Raw genomic sequence first — 20,741 nt, forward strand, 5'->3', positions numbered from 1 at the left:
GGCTCGCCCGGTCCTGGGAACCCGGCCGACCACGCCACCCACGACCTCGCCCGAAGCAGGTGCCGCGCCGAGTCCTCGCAGTGGAGGCCGGTGCCCCGCACACCGGGCGCGGACGCAGGCGCGTCGTCGGGATATCGACGGTCCGTCGGGTGATCAGCCGGCGGATACGCCGATCCCGGCCGCCAGCTCGGCGAGCACCGCGTCGAACAGCGCATCGGGATCGCTCACCGGCATCGGATAGTTCCCGAACACTTCCAGGGTCACGTGGCCGTAGAGCCGCGCCCACATCGTCATCATCAGATACGCGACACCCAGATCGAGTTTCTCGGCCGGGAACTTCTGACCCGATTCCGCGAGGACGGCGAGCAGTTCGTTCTGGAATCCGATCAGATCCTCGCGCAGCGCGTCGGGGATCCGATCGGTCGGCGGAGTCACCAGATCGTAGGTCGCGAGCAGCCGACCGGCGGCTTCCAGGAAGACCAGGCCGAACGATTCGTCGAACCGGCGCAGCCCGCCCGCGCCGCCGTCCGCCGGCGAGGCGAACACCAGGGTGAACTCGTTGCGGTGGTCCAGTGCCCAACGCCGGAACCCCCGGCAGATGGCGAACAACCGGACCACGCCGTCCTCGGGCAGCTCGGCCACCTGTGCGGCGAGGTCTTCGGCCATGTGCACGCAGATATCCCGGCGCACCGCGGCCACCAGGTCTTCCCGGGAGGGGTAGTAGCGGTACAGGGCGGGCGCGGTGATGCCGAGTTCACGCGCGATGGCGCGCAAGGTCAGCGCTTCGGCGCCCCGCCCGACCAGCAGCACCCGGGCCACTCGCCGGATGTCCGCGTCGCTGACCGCGGGCATCCGGCCCCGCCGCGCGGGTGGTGTCATTCGTATTCGACCTGCCAGCTCTTGATTCCGTTCAACCAACCCGACCGTAGCCGAACGGGTTCGGAAACCTCACGCAGGTTCGGCATCACGTCGGCGAGGGCGTTGAAGATCAGGTCCAGTTGCAGGCGGGCCAGGTTCGCGCCGACGCAGTAGTGGGTGCCGGTGCCGCCGAAACCGACATGCGGGTTCGGGTTGCGGGTGACGTCGAACGCGAACGGGTCGGTGAAATGGTCCTCGTCGAAGTTGGCCGAGGAGTAGAACAGGCCGACCCGCTGGCCCTTGGCGATGGCCTGGCCGCCGATTTCGGTGTCCTGCAGGGTGGTGCGCTGGAAGGCGATGACCGGGGTGGCCCAGCGGACGATCTCGTCGGGGGCGGTGCGCGGACGCTCGGCCCGGTACAGCTCCCACTGTTCGGGGTTGTCGATGAAGGCTTTCATCCCGTGCGTGGTGGCATTGCGGGTGGTTTCGTTGCCGGCCACGGCCAGCAGGATGACGAACCAGGCGAATTCTTCCGAACTCAGTGCCTCGCCGTCGACATCGGCGCTGAGCAGCTGGGTGATGATGTCGTCGGCGGGGCAGCCGCGGCGTTCCTCGGCGAGGTTCCAGGCGTACCCCATCACCTGTGCGTTGGCCATTCGGTAGCTGTCGGCGTACTGGGGGTCGTCGTAGCCCATCATCTGGTTGGACCACTCGAAGAGTTTGCCGCGGTCTTCCTGCGGCACCCCGAGCAGTTCGGCGATGGCCTGCAGGGGCAGTTCGCACGCGACCTGTTCGACGAAGTCGCCGCCGCCGGTTTTCTTGGCTTCGTGCACGATCCGTTCGGCGCGCTCGTGCAGCGCGTCGCGCAGGCTCTGCACTGCGCGCGGGGTGAAGCCACGGGAGATGATGCGGCGCAGTTTGTCGTGTTCCGGCGGATCGGTGTTGACCAGCATGGCGCGCTGGATATCGATCTCGTCGCGCGTGATCTCGCCGTTGAAGCGGATCACGGCGGTGTTGGCGTTGGTCGAGAAGACCTCGGAGTTCTTGGAGATCTCCTTGATGTGCTCGAGTTTGCTGACCACCCAGTAGCCGCCGTCGTCGAACCCGCTCACCCCGTCGGGCTGGTCGACCCACCAGACGGGGGCCGTCCGGCGCAGTTCGGCCCATTCCTCGATGGGCAGCCGACTGGCCAGGAGATCGGGGTCGGTGAAGTCGAAGTCGTGGGACAGGGACGGAGCGGACACAAATGCCTCCTTCGGAAACGCAGTTCCTGGAGTGAACCACACCACACTTCATTTGTGAACACGTTTTAGTAAATTGCGTTCACTTATTGACTGGGGGGTGCCTGCCGCATCCATTGGCGAACAACCGGCAAACGATATCGAGCACGGCGGACCCCCGCCGCGAACACGGCGCACAACAGCGCCGATCGAGTGTTCAGCAGCGGCGGACCGGTCTATCGTGGTAGCCGCATGAGCACGACTCCCCACACTTCCGGAGGACGAAGCACATGACCACGATGGAAATGCCGCACGTCAGCGAATGCACAGTCAACAGTTGTTCCTACAACCACGACGGATGCCACGCGTACGCGATCAACGTCTCCGGCCAGAACGGCAGCGCGGACTGCGCGACGTTCATCCCCTTGGCGACCAAGGGCGGGCTGGACACGGTCACCAGCATGGTCGGGGCCTGCCAGCGCGCCGATTGCGCGCACAACGCCAACCTCGAATGCACGGCCGGCGAGATCCGGGTCGCTCCGGGCAGCGCCGATCACTCGGCCCGCTGCACGACCTACCGCCCCAGCTGACGAACCGGTCCGGTCACCGGCGCAGCCCCGCGGCCGGTGACCGGCCGTTCTCCGGCACACACGAGGCGCTCAGATCCACAGCGGATCCCCGTAGACGACCCCGCGCTCGTCCACCGCGTCCGATTTCATCTGGATCTCGGTGTACTGCCGGATCACCGCCGGACCGATGCATCCGTTGACGACGAGATGAACGTCGTGGTACACGACCCGGCCCGGCACTCCGGGCACGATCTCCTTGTCCACCAGCGGAACATCGATGACTTCGCCGGGCTCGATCCCGACGGTGTAGCCCGGGGATTCGGCTGTCACGCCGGCGCCGCCGGAGCCGCCGGTGAGTTCGACCGCACAGCCGACGTGGTAGCCCACCTGGAGTTCACCGCCGCTTCCCGCGTCGACGCTGCTGTAGGCGGTACCCGAGAGAAAGACCTCGCGCACCGTTCCCGACGCGTTCAGCGGCGGCACCTTGTTCACCGTCTCACCGGTATTCCCCACAACGAAAGTCGGCCCGTCCGCCGACTGGAATGTTTTCTCGTGCGGCGCCATATAGACGATCTCGGCATTCGCGGACGGCGCCACGACAATAAGTGAAAGAAAGAAAGAACTCGCTCCCATCGCATACGACAGCAGCCTTTTCGCGGGAGATTTCATGCGCGGAACAGTAACAGAACGACCGGATGGTACGGACTCGCCTGTCGGCGTGTCGATTCCGCGCAACGAACAGGCATCTTCGCAGGCCGGGCAGGGTTTGAGGGGACCGCTTCGCCTCCCCGGAAGGGGAACCTCGACAATCTCCGCGGACTGCGCGACCCACCGTCCCGGCTCCGTTCACGCCGTCGCCGGAATCCCATCCGACCCGCCGCGCCATTCTTTCCGGACATGTCCGGCACTTTCCTTTACGAACTACCGCGCCGGCCGCAATCACAATTACCGAGCAGTGCAGGCCAGTTCCGTCACCGCGTGCAGCAGGACGTTGACACCGTCCGCACAGGCCTCCGGTGTGGAGTATTCACGGGGATTATGGCTGATGCCGTCGTAGAGCCCCGGCACAAAGATCATGCCGGCCGGACAGAGGGCGGCGATTTCCCCGGCGTCGTGCCCGGCGCCCGATGTCACCTGGTCGGAACTCATCCCGAGATTCGCGGCGTGCTTCTCGACCAGGTCGCGCATGCCTTGTGGAAACACCACCGGCGGCGTCCGGGCCGTGGTCCGCGCGGCCACGGTGACACCCGTTCGCTCTTCGACTTCGGCGATATAGGCCGTGAGGTCGTCTTCGGCGCGCCGCATGGCCGCACCGTCGTGGTTGCGCAGGTCGACCGTGATCAGTGTCCGCTCGGGGACGATATTGATCAGGTTCGGATAGTTCACCTGCCGGCCGACGGTCGCGAGCATCTGCCCGTACGCCCCGGATTCGACCATTTCGTTCAGTCGGACAGTGATCAGCGCGGCGGCGAGTCCGGCGTTGCGGCGCAGCCGCTGCGGCGTGGTGCCCGCATGCGCGGCGCGTCCGCTGATCTGCAGTTCCAGCCAGGTGATGGCCTGCACGCCGCGCACCACTCCGATCCGGGTACCGGCGGCGGCCAGGATCGGCCCCTGCTCGATATGGCATTCGAGATAGGCGAACGGCGGCCGGATCGGCACCGCCACCTCGCCGACCAGCCCGTGCCGGTCCAGCTCCGCCCCGACGGTCACCCCGTCGGGATCGGAACGCTCCCGCGCCCGGTCCAGCTCGATCCGGCCCGCCGCCACGGCGCTGCCGAGCATGTCCGTACCGAACCTGACCCCCTCTTCTTCGGTGAAGATGGCCAATTCGATGGGTCGCGTGGTGGATACGCCGTGGTCGTTCAGGGTGCGAACGACCTCGAGGCCGCCGAGGACCCCGAGGCATCCGTCGAATCGGCCCGCGGTGGCCACCGTATCGATATGGGATCCGATCAGCACCGGCGCCGAGGTGTCGTCGACACCGGCGCGTCGTCCGTAGACATTGCCGATCCGGTCGGTGGTCACGGTCAGACCGGCGGCACGCATCCAGCCCACCACCAGTTCGCGCCCGGCCAGATCGGCGTCGGTGAGGGCCAGCCTGCGCACGCCCCGCAGATCCGCGTCGGCGTCGAAATACGCGCCGACTTCGCCCAGTTCGCCGAGTGATCGCCACAGACGGCCGGAGTCGATCCGGATGGACGAATCGTAGGTACTCATTTACGCCTCCAGTTATCCGGCGAGCCGGGCGCCGGTGATGCGGTCGAAATTCGCGACGTCGGTGGCGCCCTCGGTGGAGATCACCAGGATGTGGTCGTCGGGGCCCAGACCGAGTTCCGCCGCGTGGGTGGTGATTCCGGCGAGTCCGGCCGCGCCGCTCTCCCCGGAGACGAGACCGTCGGTGTACATCAGGCGCATCGCCTCCTCGGCAGCGGCGTCGGTGACCGTGACGAAGGTGTCGTATCCGGCCGAGACGTCGGGCCAGGCGATGACCGACGGTGTGCCGCAGTTGAGCCCGGCCATGATGGATCGCTGCGGTCCGGGGATCGTGGTGATGCCGCCGGCCTCCACGCTGGCGGTCACACAGTCCGCGTCCGTGGGTTCCACACCGACCAGGCGCACCGCCGGCCGGCCGCTGAACCCGCGCGCCACCGCCGCGGCGAAGGCGCCCACGCCGATCTGCGCGGCGACCACGGTGGGCGGGGGCACGGTCCCGGCGGCGATCTCGTCCAGGATCTCGGTGATCATCGTGGAATAGCCGTCGATGACCCAGGACGGCGGCTCGGTGTAGCCCTCCCACGAGGTGTCGGAGATGACCAGCGCGTCGTCCGCGGCCAGTTCGGCACTGCGGCGGATGGCGTCGTCGTATCCGCCGGCCACGATCTCGACCTCGGCGCCTTCACCGGTGATGGCGTCGATTCGGGCCGGGACCATGTCCTCGGGCACCAGGATATGGGCCGACAGACCGAGCAGTGCGGCCATCCGGGCCACCGCACGACCGTGATTGCCGTCGGTGGCCGATACCAGTCGCAGCCCGGGACCCACGGCGAGTTCGGCTTTCAGTTCGTCGAGCGATATCGCACTGTCGACGGGCCGGCCGAGATGAGCGAGCAGGGTCCGGTAACAGGCCCAGGAGGCCCCGAGGATCTTGAACGACGGCATGCCCATCCGGCTGGATTCGTCCTTCGCGAACACCGAGCCCACGCCCAGTCGAGCGGCCGCCGCGGGCAGGGCGGCCAGCGGGGTGGGCCGGTAGGCGGGCATCGAACGGTGGAAGTCCCGGCTCCCGTCCACGAGCGTGCGCACGGATTCCTTGGACACCAAGGGATTCCGTACCAGTCGAGGTTCTGACATTGCGTTCCTCCCGGGCCGTTGAATAACGGGTTCAGCCTAGAAATTTGTATGACAACTGTCAAGTGACTTAAGCCAACTAGCCCTGATAGGCTGCGGACGCGTCCCATGTATGTGTTCCCAGGTGAGCGAAAGGGTTTCCGCGATGGCCACCAACGCCCCCGCCGGCTCCGAGGGCATCGGCGGCGATATCTCCCGGATCCGCGCCCGGCGCCAGCTGCACGCCGAGATCCGGGACGCGATCCTCAACGAGTTCATCCTGTCCGGGCGACTGGACGCCGGCGCCCGGCTGCCGTCGGAAAGCGAACTCTCCCGCCTGTTCGGCGCCTCCCGGGTGACCATCCGCGCCGCCCTGCAGAGCCTGAAGGACCAGGGCTACATCCGGATCGTCCGCGGCTCGGGGTCGATCGTGCTGCCCCGGCCGGAATCGATCAGTTCCGGTCTCGATCGGCTCTCCTCCTTCGACACCTTCGCCGCGCAGTCCGGCAAGGAGATCCGCACCGACGACCTGGAATTCACCCGGATAAACCGCGACGACGACCCCCTCGCCGCGGTATTCGAACCGGGCTCGGTGACGCTGGTGAGCCGGACCAAGACCATCGATGACCGGAAGATCGCCCTGATCGTCGACTACGTCCCGGAATCGATCCTGCCCGCGGACACGTTGCGACAACGGTTCGACGGTTCGGTCCTGGATCTACTGCTCGCCGAGGGACTCGCCGAATACTCCGACTGCACACTGACGCCCGTGGTGGCCACCGGCGAGATCCGGGACCGGCTGGGATGCGAGGACGGCAGTCCGCTGCTGCAACTCAGCGAGCTGACCCGCGACGCCCTCGGTGCGATCGTCGATCGCAGCGAGGCATGGCTGTCGCCGGAAGTGTTCCGGTTCCAGCTGCGCCGCCGCCGCGAGAGCTGACACGGCCCGGAGCCCCGACGATGCCGATCCGTCCCGCCGCGGTGCGCGGCGGGACGGACTCCCGATCAGGCCGACCCGGGCACCGGGCCGGCGGCGGATGTCGACGCTTTCTCGGCCTCCGGCCCGTAGGCGTCACCGACCAGCCTGCCGCGGCGGGCGTCGATCAGGTGGATCGCCAGGAACGACGCGAGTCCGCACAGACTGCCGAAGATGATGGACGCGACCTGGAAGGGTTCGTCGTTCAGTTCCCAGACGAACCCGGAGACGGTGCCGACGACGATGGAGACCACCCCGGCCACCCGGCTCGTCTTCTTCAACACCAGGGCGAAGAGGAACGCGGAGAAGGGTCCGGCCGAGCGCATGGTGAAGGCGAAGACCAGCAGCGGAATGATGGCCTGGCTCCACAGCGAGATGAGCGTGGCCAGAATTCCGATCACCACCACCGCGATCCGGCTGTACCGCACCTCGTTGTCCGCGGTGACCTCCCGGCCCAGCTTGGGCAGCAGATCCTTGATGAAGATGGTCGAGGAGCCGAGCATATTGCCGCTGGCGCTGGACAGCGTCGCCGAAACGACCGCGCTCAGCAGCAGTCCCGCGATCAGCGACGGCAGCAGCCCCACCGATACCGTCGCCAGCGCGTTGTTGGGGTCGATATCGGGATAGACCGCGAGCGCGATCAGGCCGAGCACGGCGGGAATGAACGCGTACAGCGCCATCAGCGAACCGCACAGCAGCGAACCGAGTACGGCGACCCGCGGGGTCTTCGCCGAGTAGTACCGCTGCACCGCTTCCTGACCGGTGGAGAAGGTCATGAAGTAGAGCACCACGAGGCCGATGATCGTCGGCCAGCCGATCTTGGTGAAGCCGAGCTGACCCTCCGGAAGGTTGTCGACGACATTGCCCCAGCCGCCCGCGTTGTGCAGCGCGAACGGGACCGCGATCGCGAAACCGCCGACGATCAGGAAGAACTGCACGAAATCGGTGAGCGTGACACTCCACATCCCGCCGATCCAGGTGTAGAAGATCACCGCCACTCCGGTGAAGACGATCGACCAGGCCAGGCTGACACCGCCCAGCGTCGACACGATGGTCGCCGTCGCGGTGATCTGGACCGCGGTCAGCGCCACCAGCGCGACACTGCCCAGGACCGCCGACATGGTCTGCGCGGCCGCGCCGTACCGGCGCCCGATGACCTCGGGCACCGTGACGGCCATGGTGCGGCGCATGGCGGGCGCCACGAAGGACACCAGCAGGATGCCGATACCGGCGGCCACGACATACCAACCGGCCGACAGGCCCCAGTCGCCGTAGGCCTTGCTGGCCACGCCGACCGAACTGCCGCCGCCGATCTCGGTGGCGGCCAGGGTCCCGGCCATCATGAGCACGCCGAGGCGGCGCCCGGCGAGGTGATAGTCGGTACCGTCCTTGATCCGGGTCCGGGCGTACAGGCCGATCCCGACCATGACGGCCATATAGGCCACCATGATGGTGATAACGGTCGCGTTCATTGTCGATCCTTCAGGGTGTTCAGATCTGCTCGGACGCAGACTTTTCGGATTCCGCGGCGAGCAGGGTCCGCAGCAGGACGGCGTAACCGTGCGCGCCCAGGTACAGGTCGTCGAGGTCGATGGATTCGTCGGTGGTGTGGGCCCGGCCGGGATCACCCGGTCCGAACCCGAGGGTGGGAATACCGTGCCGGCCCGCACTGGCCGACCCGTTGGTGCAGAACTGGTAGTAGTCCGGGCGGGCGTCCAGACCGGCCGCTTCGAAGGCCCGGATCACCGCCGCCGCCCGGTGATCACCCGGCGGCAGGCACCAGGCCGGGGCGAAGGACTCGGTACTCACCTCGACCCCGGTCCAGGTGGTGAATTCGCTGCGCGCGAGTTCGACACCGGCCCGGGCGCCGGCGGCGCCGGCCACCCGTTCGGCAACCGCGCGCAGTGGTTCCAGTACATCGCCGGCCGATTCACCGAGGACGGTCCGGCGGTCGTAGGTCGCGGTGCAGCGGTCGGGCACCACGGAGACGTTCGGGTAGGGCTCGGATTTCAGATTGGTCAGGGCGATCATCGCCGGTCCGAGTTGCGGGTGCCGCGGGAAGTCGAGGCCGCGCACCGCGGTCATCACATCGGCCATCACCTCGGCGGCGTTCACCCCGGCCTCGGGGTAGGCGGAATGACTCGACCGGCCGAGCACCTCGACCCGCACCTCCGCCCGGCCGCGCTGGCCCAGCATCAAGCGATTGGCCGAGGGCTCCCCGATGACCACCACATCCGGCCGGACCTGCTCGAGCACCCGGCTCAGCGCGGGCCCTTCGACCAGTTCCTCGCAGACGGTGCCCGCGATCACCAGCGTCCCGTGCCGACCGCCCGCCAGGGTCGCCGCGCCGTACACACCGGCCGCCAGCGCGCTCTTCATATCGACGGCGCCCCGGCCGTAGACCGCGCCGGCGGCCACCTCGCCCCACGGGTCGCGCGACCACCGGCCCGGATCGGTGACCTCCACCGTGTCCAGGTGGCAGTCCACCAGGACGACCGGTCCGGCGCCGAAGCGCCGGGTGCCGATCACATTGCCCCAGTCGTCGACGGCGACGGTGAACCCGAGCGCGGTGAGTTCGTCGCACAACACCCGGGCCGCGGGTTCCTCGGCGGTGGCGGGACTGCGCGCGGCGATCAGGCGTAACAGGAAGTCCCGCAATGCTTCTCGATCGATATCGGCCGATCTCGGCGCCCGGTTCCGCGCAGTGGAGCTCATCTCAGATCCCGCCCGCCCCGGTGCCGCCGGTCACGGTCCCCGGCCGGGCGCCGGTGTGTGCGCCCGCCCGCCAGACCGCCGCACCGCCCACCGTCACCAGGTCGACACCGTCGGGTGTGCGGTGCGGCTCGGCGTAGGTCGCGCTGTCCAGGTACCGCGCGGGATCGATCAGCACCAGGTCGGCCCGCAGACCCTCCGCGACGGCTCCCCGATCGTCGAGTCCCAGCAGCCGGGCCGGTCCCGCGGCGAGCCGCGTGACCGCGTCGGGCAGGGTGATCAGCTGGTCCCGGAGCGCGAACCGGCCGAGGACTTTGGGCGCGGTGCCGTAGAGCCGCGGATGCGGATGCGGGTTGAACACCCCGTCGGAGCCGACCAGCGCGCCGGACCGGACGAAGATCTCCCGCACCACCTCCTCGGCGGAGTAGTGGTCGATCATGGCGGCATCCAGTTCGGTGTCGGACAGCAGGTCCAGCACCGCGAAGGCCGGATCGGACCCGGTCTCCTCCGCGAGCCGCGCGACGGTTCTGCTCACCGCCGCGCCCCGGGGCGCGGCGGCCTGGGTGACCACGATGTTGTCCGGTCCGCAGGCGCCGAACAGGTTCTCCCAGCCGGGCAGCCCGCGATGCATATCGCGGGCCATTCGCTCGCGTTCGGCGGTGTCGCGGATCCGCTCCAGCGTGGCGGCCGGGCCGCCGTCGAACGCGTACGGGGGCAGCAGTGCGCTCAGCAGGGTGCTGCCGGCGCCGTACGGGTACTGGTCGAAGGTGAGCCGGATGCGGTCCCGCGCCGAACTGAGCAGGTCGATGAGGTCGGACAGCAGTTCCGGTACGCCGACCAGCTTGACGTGCGATACGTGCAGGGGCGCCCCGGTCAGTTCGGCGACCCGGACGAACTCGCCGATCGATTCGAGCACCCCGGCCGCCTCGTTCCGGACGTGGGGCACCAGCGGCACGTCGAATGCCGCCGCGGCCTCGGCGATACCGATGAGTTCGGCGGTATCGGCGTAGAGACCGGGCGCGTAGATCATGCCGAACGACACCGCCCGGCAGCCGGCCGCCAGCGATTCCTCGATCAGATCCCGCATCGCGGCCATCTCCCGCGCGTCCGGCCGCCGATCGGCATTTCCCATCACCGCTTCGCGCACCGCGCTGTGCGGGACACAGGCGACCATATTGGCGGCCGGGCGGGTCGCCGCGAGAGCGTCCAGGAACTCGCCCATTGTCCGCCAGTGCCACGGCGCGGCTTTGCTGGGCTCCAGTCCCTGCAGGTAACGACGGCGACTCGCCACTGTCGCATCGGTCACCGGGGCCGGTCCCAGACCGTCGGGGCAGATCAGTTCGGTGGTGAAGCCCTGCGCGATCTTCGGCGTCAGCAGCGGATCGTCGAACGGGCGTAGCGCGGAATGTGCGTGCAAGTCCACGAACCCGGGCAGCAGGAGCCTGCCGGACCCGTCGATGCGTTCGCCCGCGGACTCCACCGGGAGCCGCGGGCCCACCGCGACGATACGACCTCCGTCGACGGCGACGTCGGCGGTCCGGACACCGGTCTCGTCGACGACGTCGACCCCGGTGATCAGAAGGGCTGCCTCCACAGTGCCTCCAAATTTGTATGACAACTGACATGAGTTCTAACACAGGCCGGTGGCGCAGGGAAGAGCACAGGACAGGGAAGAAACATGATGGTTACGTCCGAACGCGGACGAAATCCGGACGACACGCACAGTCGGCCGAGCCGTGCGACCGCGCCCGGCCCGATAGATGCGGCCCGTCACGGCGTCGCCGCGGGGAATCCGGCTTATCCCTGCTGGGACGAATCGGCGGCCGCGTGTCGGTAATTCGCCGACTACGCTGCGGGACACACGATCACCGTCGCCGGCCTACGACGAGGCCGATCGTCGCGCACAGATCTCAGGAGTTCAGGTGACCGAGAAGCTGACAGTCGATCTGCACCCGATTTTCCGGAGCGATCGTGATATCGACAATGCCGTGCGCAGCGCGGTCTTCCGCGCGGCCGCGCAGAAGGTCGGCGTCTTGGAGATCATTCCGGGCAAGGGCTCCGGAACCCTGAAGCGTCGCGTTCTGGCAAAGCTCTCCCAGCCGAGCTTGAAGAAGTTCTATCGGCGGGTCGAGGCGGATCCGGGCAACGAGGGCCGGATTCTCGTTCACTTCTGACCGGGACGGGCCCCGCTCGGCGGCACGGGCCCCGGTCGGCCGGACCTGCCGTCGTCGTCCACGACGCCGGAATACAAGTTAGCAGTTATCAACCAGTAACCTTATGGTCATGGCTGGGCGTATGAGCGGGTCGCAACGGCGATCGCAAGTGCTGGGGATCGCCGCGGACGAGTTCGCGGATCATGGACTACACGGCGCATCGATAGAGGCGATCGCGCGGGCGGCGGGCATCACCCAGGCCTATGTGTTCCGGATGTTCGGCACCAAGAAGGCGCTGTTCCTGGAACTGGTCGGCACGGCCTTCGACCGCTTCAGCGACGGCATGGCTCGAGCCGCCGAGAACGCCTGCGGACTCGGCGCGTTGGAACTGATGGGGACGCAGTACTACGAGTTGCTGGCCGACCGCACCACGCTCCTGTTGCACCTGCAGGGCTTCGCCGCCTGCGGCGATCACGAGGTCCGGGAGCTGGTGCGGGCGCGCGTGGCCCACATGTGGGATACGGTCGCCGACTCGTCCGGCCTCGATCCGGTGACGGTGAAATCGTTTCTCGCCTTCGGCATGCTGCTGAACAATGCGGCCGCGCTCGACGTCGGCGAGCTGGACGAGCCGTGGGCCGAAGGGGTGCGCACCCGGATCAATGCGGGTCTGTTCGAGCACATCAACACCGACACCAACCGCTGAAACCGGCGCCTCCCGAAATACCCTGCGGCACCGGCGCGGACAGCGGCGCCGCACGGTGCCGGCAGTCACCGGTCGTCGGCGCCGGAGTACTCGCCGGATCGGCCCCACCACACCATCACCTGCCGGGGAGCGGGCCGCGGTGTTCCGCAGCAGCGGATCGCGCCGCTGAAAACCACGAACGAAACCGGGACTCGGCGAGCCCGGACACATCCCGCTCCCGCCGGTAGCCCCGGAACGCCTGCCCCTTACTTCGCGAGTCCGGCGTCCCCCCACACTCCATTGCCGGCCTGGCTGCAACTCTCCATGTTCCCGCCCACGAACAGGAAACTGATGGTGAGATTCTGCACACCCGCCACCGAGACATTCACCGCCGGCGATTCCCCCGCCCGCACGTTTCCGGAGGAATAGATCGATTTGTCGTCGGCGATCACCTCGAACTGGAGCACCGATTCACTATTGCCCCCGTCGGCGATGCCGATTGTCGCCGAGAACCGGGACCATTCGCGATTCAGGTTGTATGTATGACTCACCTCGGTATCGCAACCACTGAACTGCTGATAGATCGAATGCGGGTAGGAGACACCGCCGACGGTGATCGCCCCGGTATACGCGGCACCGGTGGTGGGGGTCATCTCACCCAGATACTGCTTCGGCACCGGGACGGCGGCAGGACTCTGCGCCGGCGCCGGCGGCGCGCTCGGCGCAGCGCCCTCGGCGGTCGTAATCGACTGTGCGGTTTCGGATTCCGCGTCTCCGTCCCCCGGCGCGACAAGGAGGGAGACGACCAAACCGATGACCGCCAGCGCGATACCCGCCCCCGAGGCGATCAATACCCGGCTCTCGGCGCCGCGGGCGCGCTTACCGGGTTCGCCGCTGGTCGCCAGCGAATTGGGGCGCGGGATCGGCCCGCGAGTGGGATCGGTTGGGTTGGACACGCGCACACTCTTCTTCGACGTAACTCCACGGAGCCCGGCCGGGCGCCGCAGCAGAGATATACCACGCCGAGCGGGGCTACGGAATTGGAGCGCTCGACTGGATTGTTCCGTCGCCGCGCGAATGATTCGAATCGCACGTGTCCACCGGGGGTGCGGGCGAAAAATACGACGCCCTTTAATGTTTCATCGGACCGGACCGAATCGGGGCAATATCGCGGACGGCCCGCACGGGGAGCGGTAGCCGCTGGATCGCCGTCGTTTCAGCAGGATCGAAACGATACAGTTCGTACCGTATCGTACGAACTATGGCGACTGACAACACATGGCCCGATGAGTTACGGGTGGCTCAGGTCCGGTTCGCCCGGCCGACCGATCGGCTCGACGAGGTGATCCGGTTCTACCGGGACGGGCTCGGCCTGCGTGAGCTGTACCGGTTCGAGAACCACGCCGGCTACGACGGTGTGATGCTCGGCCTCCCCGGCGCCGAATACCACCTCGAATTCACCACTCGTGCCGCCGGCAGCCCCGGAAACGCGCCCAGCGAGGACAATTTGCTCGTGCTGTATTTCGAATCGGAGAGCCGGATGTACGAAACCGTGCGACGGCTGGGCGAGTTCGGCGCCGAGCCGGTGGCGACGGAGAACCCGTACTGGGCCGACCACGGCGCCCTGGCGTTCCCCGACCCCGACGGCTGGCAGGTCGTGCTCGTCCCGCGACCGGTCTTCTGATGCCGGGGCGCGCCCGAGACGAACGGATCGACACCGCGGTGCTGGCGGCGGCGCGAGCCCTGCTGGACGCCAAGGGATACGCGGGACTGACCATCGGACAGGTCGCCGCCGAGGCCGGAATCCACCGGCCGGCCATATACCGGCGCTGGCCGTCCAAACGCCATCTCGTGGTCGACATCGTCGCCGACCTGCTCGGACTCGAGCCGACGCCCGATACCGGCGAGCTGCGCGAGGATCTGATCCGATCCATGCGGGACCTGGTCGGCGCCGTGCGCGACACCTCGCTGGGCCGGGTGCTGCCCGCGCTGGTCGCCGACCTGGCCGCCGATCCCGCACTGCGTGAACAACTCTGGTCCAGCGTTTTCGGCCCCCGCCGCGACACCACCGCCCACGCGCTGCGCGCGGCGATCGAACGCGGCGAGATCCGGCCGGATATCGATATCGATTTCGTGCTGGACGCGGTGGCCGCACCGATCTACTTCCGGGCGCTGTTCGGGCATCTGCCGCTGCCGGACGAACTCGCCGACCAATCGGTGGACACCGTGTTGCGCGCGATACGGCGAGCACCCTGATCTCGTCGACCGGACCGGAAACACCCGGAACGGCGGCGCGCGCGAACTGTGACCGATCGGCCGAATCGAACGGTACGGTAGGATCTCTCTGTAGTACCTGCGCAGAAGCGCACCATGTACACCTCCGTCGCGGATTCCAGCCTTTCGCGTCGGGACCCGCGACGCCGCCACCTCGTGTAGGCGCGGACAAACGGTCCGAACGGACGTCGCGGTATCACCTCCGATGCCGAAAGGCGCCAATACCTTCATGCCTGCCAACACTGCTGCCGTGCAGTCTGCCGACACTGCTGCCGTGCAGTCCTTCGCCGACCTCGGCGTGCCCGCCGATATCGTCCGCAAGCTCGCGGACAGCGGTATCACCCAGCCCTTCCCCATCCAGAGCGCGTCCCTGCCCGACACCCTCGCCGGTCGCGACGTTCTCGGCCGCGGGAAAACCGGTAGCGGGAAAACCCTCGCGTTCGGTATTCCGCTGGTCACACTTCTCGCCGACGCGGTGCGCACACCGGGGCGGCCCACCGGGCTGGTCCTCGCGCCCACCCGTGAACTCGCGACGCAGATCGCCGCCACCCTCGCGCCGCTGGCCGAGGGCCGGGGCATGCGGGTCACCACCGTATTCGGCGGTGTACCGGTGAACCGTCAGATCAAGACCCTCAAACAAGGTGTCGATATCGTCGTCGCCTGCCCTGGCCGGCTCGAAGACCTGATGAAACAGCGCGCGGTCTCGCTGGACGCGGTGCGCGTGACGGTGCTGGACGAGGCCGACCATATGGCCGACCTGGGGTTCCTCCCCGGCGTGACCAGGATCCTCGCCGCGACACCGCGCGGCGGGCAGCGCCTGCTGTTCTCGGCCACATTGGACAACGGCGTCGGCAAACTGGTGGACCGGTTCATGAGCGCGCCGATCTCGCATTCCGTCGACGAAGCCGCCGCCCCGCCGCCGAAGATGGAACACCATGTCTTCGAGGTCGCCGGCGCCGCGGCGAAGAAGGAACTCGTCCGGGCACTGGCGGCCGGCGGCGGCCGGCGCATCCTGTTCATGCGCACCAAGCACCACGCCCGCCGGCTCGCCAGCGAACTGACGCGCGCGGGTATCTCGGCCGTCGATCTGCACGGGAACCTTTCCCAGCCCGCCCGCGACCGTAATCTCGCCGCATTCGCCGCGGGCACCGCCCGCGTGATGGTCGCGACCGATATCGCCGCGCGCGGTATCCACGTCGACGACCTCGAACTGGTGGTGCACGTCGACCCGCCCGCCGAGCACAAGGCCTACCTGCACCGTTCCGGCCGCACCGCCCGCGCCGGCACCGCCGGGACAGTGGTCACGCTGGTGCTGCCCGAGCAGCGCAAGGACGTCGCGGTGCTGCTGCGCAAGGCCGGTATCAACGTGACCCCGCGCCCGGCGACCCCTGATTCACCGGTCATCGCCGGTCTCGCGGACTTCTCGGTTCCCGCCGAGGCCCCGGCGGCCGCCCGGACACGGCAGACCGGCGCAGAGCCGGAATCCACCCGTGCGACCACCGGCGGCCAGCGCGGTGGCGGTGGCAGCAAGCGTGGCACGCGCGGCCGGCGCGGCGCGGGCGGCGAACGTGTGGGCGGGCACATCGATTCGACGAGGTCGGGTGGCCGCGAATCCGTGGGCGACCGGAACCGGCCGGACAGCGCCGATCGGCGATCGCGTCAAGGGGAACGGTCCGGCGCGGCCGAACACGCCGGGGCGCGCGGATCGAGCGGCCGGCGCGGAAACGCCGCGGGCCGGTCCGGGAACCGGGCCACCGCGGCGGGCCACGAAGCACGCCAGCCCGCCACGGCCGCGCGCAAGCAGCCGGTATCCGGCGCGAAGCGGACCGCGGATCCGGCTCGTACCGGTGGCGGGAAGTCTGTGTCCGGTCACGCCGACTCGGCGCGGGGACAGCGGCGGCCGCGCCGCGCGACCCGACCGGCCGGATGAGCGCGACAGTCTCGTAGCCGGTCGCCGGTCCCGGCAGCGTCGCCGCCGGGACCGTGGCACGCCGGTGAGTCCCACCCGCCGCGAAACCGCACGAACCCCACGGCATTCGGCCGGACAGCGAACCGCCCGCCCCCGCGATACGCGGAGGCGGGCGGATTCGGTTCGTGAGCTCAGTGCGCGAGTACCGGTTCCCCTTCGGCCGGGGCCGGAAGGGTGCTCGGCATCAGCAGTCCCAGCACCACCGCGCCGACGATGAACACGCCCGCGGCCCAGGTGAAGCTGGTGGTGTAGCTCTCGATCGCCGACTGCGCGACCGTTAGCTGGTTCGGCGTCCGGGCGCCCAGGTAGTCGCTGGCGGCCGAGGCCGCGATGGTGCTCAGCAGGGCCGTGCCGATCGAACCGCCGACCTGCTGGCTGGTGTTGATCATCGCGGACGCGACACCGGCGTCGTCGTGGTGCACGCCGGCGGTGGCACTCTGGAACGCCGTCGACATCGCCCCGCCGAGGCCGAGGCCGAGCAGAACCAGGCCGGGCAGGATATGGGTCGCGTAACCGGTGTCGAGACCGATTCGGGTCAGCCAGGCCATACCGACCGCGGCGATCGCGAATCCACCGCTGACGACCACCTTCGGGCCGACCTTCGGCAGCAGCAACGACGGGACCGTGGTGGAGGAGGCGATCATCGCGGCGACCATCGGCAGGAACGCCACACCGGTCATGATCGGCGAGTATCCCAGCGTCAGCTGCATGTAATAGGTCAGGAAGAGGAAGATCGCGAACATCCCGATCCCCATGACGAACACCGCGAGGTAGGCGCCGCCGCGGGTGCGGTCGAGCACGATGCGCAGCGGCAGCAGCGGGTGGGCCACCCGGGTCTCCAGCCAGACGAACAGCCCGAGCAGCGCGGCGCCGCCGAGGAGGAACGCCAGCGTGACCGAATCGGTCCAGCCGTTGCTCTCGGCATGGGAGAACCCGTAGACGATGCCGAACAGTGCGGCGGTGACCACGACCGTGCCCGGGATGTCGAGCCGCGGACGCGTCCCGGCGACATGCTTGGCCAGCAGCAGCACCGCGCCGACCAGCGCGACGGCCGCGAAGGCGAGGTTGACGAACATCACCCAGCGCCACGAGGCCCATTCGGTGAGCGCTCCGCCCAACAGCAGGCCGATCGCGCCGCCGGTACCGGCGACGGCGCCGAAGATGCCGAAGGCTTTGGCCCGTTCGGACGGTTCGGTGAAGGTGACGGTCAGCAGCGACAGGGCGGCCGGCGCGAGGATCGCACCGAAAACACCCTGGCCGATGCGCGCGGCGACCAGCATCTCGAAGTTGGCGGCCGCGCCGCCGATGGCGGAGGCCACCGAGAAGCCGATCAGGCCGATGATGAAGGTATTGCGCCGGCCGAACAGATCGCTGAGCCGGCCGCCGAGCAGCAGCAGGCTGCCGAAGGCCAGTGCGTAACCGGTGATCACCCATTGCCTGCTGGCGTCGTCGAAGCCGAGATCGCGCTGCGCTTCCGGCAGCGCGATGTTCACGACGGTCGCGTCCAGCACGACCATGAGCTGGGCCAGGCCGAGGACGGCGAGAACCCACCACCGCAGGGCGTGCGAGCCGCGCCTGCCTGACGGTATTTCCTGCGCGGATGGACCGCGATCGATCGTGGTAGTCATCTCGCCCCTTGAAAGAATGGATTAAACGGAGGAGTACTCTCCGCTTCTATGAACGCTAACACAATAACGGAGAACTGGCCTCCACTTAATCCCCGCGTTGGTAGACTGCGACTGTGAAACACGCCACGACCCTGCGCGCACCACGGCGTCTGCGCGCCGACGCCGCACGCAATCACCAACGCATCGTCGAGGCCGCCCGCGAACTGTTCGCCGATCGCGGGCTCGAGATCACCCTCGACGACGTAGCCGAGCGCGCGGGCGTAGGCGTGGGCACGGTCTACCGTCGCTTCGCCAACAAGAAAGAACTCATCACCGAGGTCTTCGAACAGCACATCGGAGAGTTCGCCGAGGCCGCCGAGGCGAGCCAACGCCACCCCGACCCCTGGCTCGGCCTGGTGCAGTTCGTCGAATACGCCTGCACCCATCTGGCGACCAATCGCGGGTTCAGCGAGGTAATCCTCGAACTCGACCTGGACACCGAGCGCTTCCACTGCCTGCGCGACCGGGTCAAACCGGCCGTCGGCGGGATAGTCGACCGGGCCCGCGACGCGGGCGTCCTACAGCCCGATATCGAACCCTCGGACCTGTTCGCGATGATCCATATGGTCGACGGCCTCGCCGAATTCGCCAAGCCGATCAACCCCGAGATCTGGCGACGCTATATGGCGATCACGCTCAACGGAATCCGCGCCGACAATGTCGCGCGCCGAGAGCTACCGGTCCGCGCCCTCACCGACGATGAGGTCGATCAGGCGAAGAGCGCGCGAACCGCCCCCTGCAGCGGCCGCCGCCGCTGACGGTCGGTTCGTCGCCGGACGCGACCGGCATCATTGATCGACCCGTTCACCACCGCCGCACGGCCGGTGCGGGCGAGCGGCGGTCGGGTCGGCCTCCGCCCGCCGCTGTGCCACGCCCGCCGCTGTGCCACGCCCGCCGCTGTGCCACGCCCGCCGCTGTGCCACGCCCGCCGCTGTGCCACGCCCGCGGCGACGGAGCTGTCAGGCCGGCGCGATATTGCGGTTTCCGCGCAGCAGGTCGGTCGGGTCGTAGATCTGCTTGAGCGCGCGCAGGCGTTCGTATCCGGGGCCGTAGGCGCTGGGGATGCGGTGGTCCTCGTCGTCGTCGAGGTAGTTGGCGTAGCAGGCGTCCATCGCCAGCGGCCCCAGATTCTTGCTGAGCTCCCGGGTCCAGGCCTTGTGGGTGTCATCGTCTTCGGGCTCGTTCCACCCCGCGATGGCCAGGAAGGAGTAGCGGGCTTCGCGGCCGTGGAAGGAGGTGGCGTCCGGGGCCACCGCGGCGATCGCACCGCCGAGATGTTCGAGGAATATCCCGGTGAGCGGCGCGGTGATCCGTTCCCCCTGGTCGAGAATCAGGTCGATGACCTCGTCGGTCAACTCGTCGAGATAGTGGCTGCGCAGATGGTAACGCGGGCCGTACGGGGTGCTGGTGTTGTGCAGGGCGTGCAATTCCACGGCGTCGGCTTCGTGGAAGGCCTCGCGCCAGGGCAGGCCGAGCGCGCTGAGCGGTTCGAGCGCGCGTTCGGCATCGGCACGGGCCCCGTTGAAGCAGACTCCGATGCTGGCGGTGCGGGTCCCGTCCGGGTTGACCTTGTAATAGAAGTCGGTGACGAGCTCGTTCGGCGCGGTCGCGGTGATCTCCCGGTACACCCGCAGGACCGCGCGGGCCTGCGCCACCGGATAGGAGACGACGCCGACGGTGACCCGCGGCACGCTGTGCAGGCGAAGGGTGAAGGAGGTGACGACACCGAAGTTGGCGCCGGCGCCGCGTACCGCCCACAGCAGGTCCGGGTCGGTGTGCTGGTTGACGGTCCGATGGGTGCCGTCCGGTGTCACCATGTCGACTTCGATGATGTTGTCGCATCCGGTCCCGCAACTGCGCATCAACAACCCGTACCCGCCGTGCAGCGAGAAACCGGCCACCCCGACAGAGGCCGATGCCGCGCCGGTCGTGGCCAGCGCGTGCGGATGAGCCGCTGCCGCCAGCTCACCCCACTGGACCCCGGCGCCGACGCGGGCGACCTTGCCGACCGGGTCGATCGTGATGTCGCGCAGTGCGGCGGTGGACAAGACGATGCCGCCGTCGGGAACCGATCTGCCCGCGACATCGTGCCCGGCCCCCGCCACCGCGAAAGGCAGGCCGGCCCCGTGGGCGTATTCGAGCACTCGCTGGATATCGGGCACATCCGCGCATTGGAAGATGAGCGCCGGCTGCCGGTCGATGCCCTTCCAGATGACGCGGGCGGCGTCGTAGTCGTCATGGCCGGGAGCGAGGATCCGGCCGTGGAATTCGGCCATCGCTTTTCCCAAATCGACGGGCATTGAGGTTCTCCTGTCACGAAAGCGGTTCGAAGCG

At 68.4% G+C, this 20,741-nt stretch carries 19 protein-coding genes; 8 read left to right on the forward strand and 11 right to left on the reverse strand.

What is annotated here, in order from left to right:
* Positions 1 to 153 precede the first annotated feature (153 nt).
* Together OG804_RS15780 and OG804_RS15785 are read right to left on the reverse strand one after the other, a co-directional pair.
* Positions 154 to 879 (reverse strand): TetR/AcrR family transcriptional regulator, encoded by a 726-nt coding sequence (locus tag OG804_RS15780; protein ID WP_328387270.1) that lies wholly within the window; start codon positions 877 to 879, stop codon positions 154 to 156.
* Positions 876 to 2,102: a cytochrome P450 gene (locus OG804_RS15785; protein ID WP_328387271.1), complete on the reverse strand. Its 1,227-nt coding sequence runs from the start codon at positions 2,100 to 2,102 to the stop codon at positions 876 to 878. The genes OG804_RS15780 and OG804_RS15785 overlap by 4 nt, the downstream gene beginning before the upstream one ends.
* Positions 2,103 to 2,368: 266 nt before the next feature.
* On the opposite strand from OG804_RS15785, the gene OG804_RS15790 reads away from it, so the two are divergent.
* Positions 2,369 to 2,668, forward strand: coding sequence for a DUF1540 domain-containing protein (locus OG804_RS15790; protein WP_328387272.1), 300 nt, complete (start codon positions 2,369 to 2,371; stop codon positions 2,666 to 2,668).
* Positions 2,669 to 2,737: 69 nt separating this feature from the next.
* On the opposite strand, the gene OG804_RS15795 is transcribed toward OG804_RS15790, so the two are convergent.
* The 3 genes from OG804_RS15795 to OG804_RS15805 all read right to left on the reverse strand — a co-directional run bounded on the left by OG804_RS15795 (position 2,738) and on the right by OG804_RS15805 (position 5,998).
* Entirely contained in the window at positions 2,738 to 3,316 is a 579-nt protein-coding gene (locus OG804_RS15795) for an MspA family porin (RefSeq protein ID WP_328387274.1), read from the reverse strand.
* A 276-nt stretch (positions 3,317 to 3,592) separates the two neighbouring features.
* On the reverse strand, positions 3,593 to 4,864 hold the full coding sequence (locus tag OG804_RS15800) for a hydantoinase/carbamoylase family amidase (protein ID WP_328387276.1): 1,272 nt from the start codon (positions 4,862 to 4,864) through the stop codon (positions 3,593 to 3,595).
* 12 nt (positions 4,865 to 4,876) lie between these two features.
* Positions 4,877 to 5,998 carry a diaminopropionate ammonia-lyase gene (locus tag OG804_RS15805; protein ID WP_328387277.1) on the reverse strand — a complete coding sequence of 374 codons (1,122 nt, stop codon included), beginning with the start codon at positions 5,996 to 5,998 and terminating at the stop codon, positions 4,877 to 4,879.
* A gap of 142 nt (positions 5,999 to 6,140) precedes the next feature.
* On the opposite strand from OG804_RS15805, the gene OG804_RS15810 reads away from it, so the two are divergent.
* Entirely contained in the window at positions 6,141 to 6,914 is a 774-nt protein-coding gene (locus OG804_RS15810) for a GntR family transcriptional regulator (RefSeq protein WP_328387279.1), read from the forward strand.
* A 65-nt stretch (positions 6,915 to 6,979) separates the two neighbouring features.
* Here the strand turns inward: OG804_RS15810 and OG804_RS15815 are convergent, their stop codons facing one another.
* Genes OG804_RS15815 through OG804_RS15825 form a run of 3 tightly spaced genes read right to left on the reverse strand, consistent with a single transcriptional unit; the run spans position 6,980 to position 11,256 of the window.
* Positions 6,980 to 8,422 carry a sodium:solute symporter family protein gene (locus OG804_RS15815; protein ID WP_328387281.1) on the reverse strand — a complete coding sequence of 481 codons (1,443 nt, stop codon included), beginning with the start codon at positions 8,420 to 8,422 and terminating at the stop codon, positions 6,980 to 6,982.
* Positions 8,423 to 8,441: 19 nt separating this feature from the next.
* Positions 8,442 to 9,665: a YgeY family selenium metabolism-linked hydrolase gene (locus OG804_RS15820; protein WP_328387283.1), complete on the reverse strand. Its 1,224-nt coding sequence runs from the start codon at positions 9,663 to 9,665 to the stop codon at positions 8,442 to 8,444.
* 1 nt (position 9,666) lies between these two features.
* Positions 9,667 to 11,256 carry an N-acyl-D-amino-acid deacylase family protein gene (locus OG804_RS15825; RefSeq protein ID WP_328387285.1) on the reverse strand — a complete coding sequence of 530 codons (1,590 nt, stop codon included), beginning with the start codon at positions 11,254 to 11,256 and terminating at the stop codon, positions 9,667 to 9,669.
* A 328-nt stretch (positions 11,257 to 11,584) separates the two neighbouring features.
* Here OG804_RS15825 and OG804_RS15830 point away from each other — a divergent pair, with 328 nt between their 5' ends.
* Both OG804_RS15830 and OG804_RS15835 read left to right on the forward strand, forming a co-directional pair.
* Positions 11,585 to 11,836, forward strand: a complete 252-nt coding sequence (locus OG804_RS15830) for a Smr/MutS family protein (RefSeq protein WP_328387287.1) — start codon at positions 11,585 to 11,587, stop codon at positions 11,834 to 11,836.
* Between the two features lie 109 nt (positions 11,837 to 11,945).
* Positions 11,946 to 12,518, forward strand: coding sequence for a TetR/AcrR family transcriptional regulator (locus OG804_RS15835; protein ID WP_328387289.1), 573 nt, complete (start codon positions 11,946 to 11,948; stop codon positions 12,516 to 12,518).
* Positions 12,519 to 12,763: 245 nt separating this feature from the next.
* Here the strand turns inward: OG804_RS15835 and OG804_RS15840 are convergent, their stop codons facing one another.
* Positions 12,764 to 13,453 carry an NPCBM/NEW2 domain-containing protein gene (locus OG804_RS15840; protein ID WP_328387291.1) on the reverse strand — a complete coding sequence of 230 codons (690 nt, stop codon included), beginning with the start codon at positions 13,451 to 13,453 and terminating at the stop codon, positions 12,764 to 12,766.
* 305 nt (positions 13,454 to 13,758) lie between these two features.
* Between OG804_RS15840 and OG804_RS15845 the strand changes: the two genes are divergently transcribed.
* The 3 genes from OG804_RS15845 (at position 13,759) to OG804_RS15855 (ending at position 16,701) form a co-directional block, all read left to right on the forward strand.
* Positions 13,759 to 14,181: a VOC family protein gene (locus OG804_RS15845; protein WP_328387293.1), complete on the forward strand. Its 423-nt coding sequence runs from the start codon at positions 13,759 to 13,761 to the stop codon at positions 14,179 to 14,181.
* Positions 14,181 to 14,753, forward strand: coding sequence for a TetR/AcrR family transcriptional regulator (locus OG804_RS15850; RefSeq protein WP_328387296.1), 573 nt, complete (start codon positions 14,181 to 14,183; stop codon positions 14,751 to 14,753). The genes OG804_RS15845 and OG804_RS15850 overlap by 1 nt, the downstream gene beginning before the upstream one ends.
* 247 nt (positions 14,754 to 15,000) lie before the next feature.
* Positions 15,001 to 16,701: a DEAD/DEAH box helicase gene (locus OG804_RS15855; protein ID WP_328387298.1), complete on the forward strand. Its 1,701-nt coding sequence runs from the start codon at positions 15,001 to 15,003 to the stop codon at positions 16,699 to 16,701.
* A 170-nt stretch (positions 16,702 to 16,871) separates the two neighbouring features.
* On the opposite strand, the gene OG804_RS15860 is transcribed toward OG804_RS15855, so the two are convergent.
* Positions 16,872 to 18,368, reverse strand: a complete 1,497-nt coding sequence (locus OG804_RS15860) for an MFS transporter (RefSeq protein WP_328387300.1) — start codon at positions 18,366 to 18,368, stop codon at positions 16,872 to 16,874.
* Between the two features lie 113 nt (positions 18,369 to 18,481).
* On the opposite strand from OG804_RS15860, the gene OG804_RS15865 reads away from it, so the two are divergent.
* Positions 18,482 to 19,165, forward strand: a complete 684-nt coding sequence (locus OG804_RS15865; RefSeq protein WP_328387302.1) for a TetR/AcrR family transcriptional regulator — start codon at positions 18,482 to 18,484, stop codon at positions 19,163 to 19,165.
* Positions 19,166 to 19,366: 201 nt separating this feature from the next.
* Here the strand turns inward: OG804_RS15865 and OG804_RS15870 are convergent, their stop codons facing one another.
* Positions 19,367 to 20,707: an FAD-binding oxidoreductase gene (locus OG804_RS15870; RefSeq protein WP_328387304.1), complete on the reverse strand. Its 1,341-nt coding sequence runs from the start codon at positions 20,705 to 20,707 to the stop codon at positions 19,367 to 19,369.
* Positions 20,708 to 20,741: the final 34 nt, after the last annotated feature.

Origin of the sequence: Nocardia sp. NBC_00416 (assembly GCF_036032445.1) — a bacterium.
Classification (GTDB): Bacteria; Actinomycetota; Actinomycetes; order Mycobacteriales; family Mycobacteriaceae; genus Nocardia.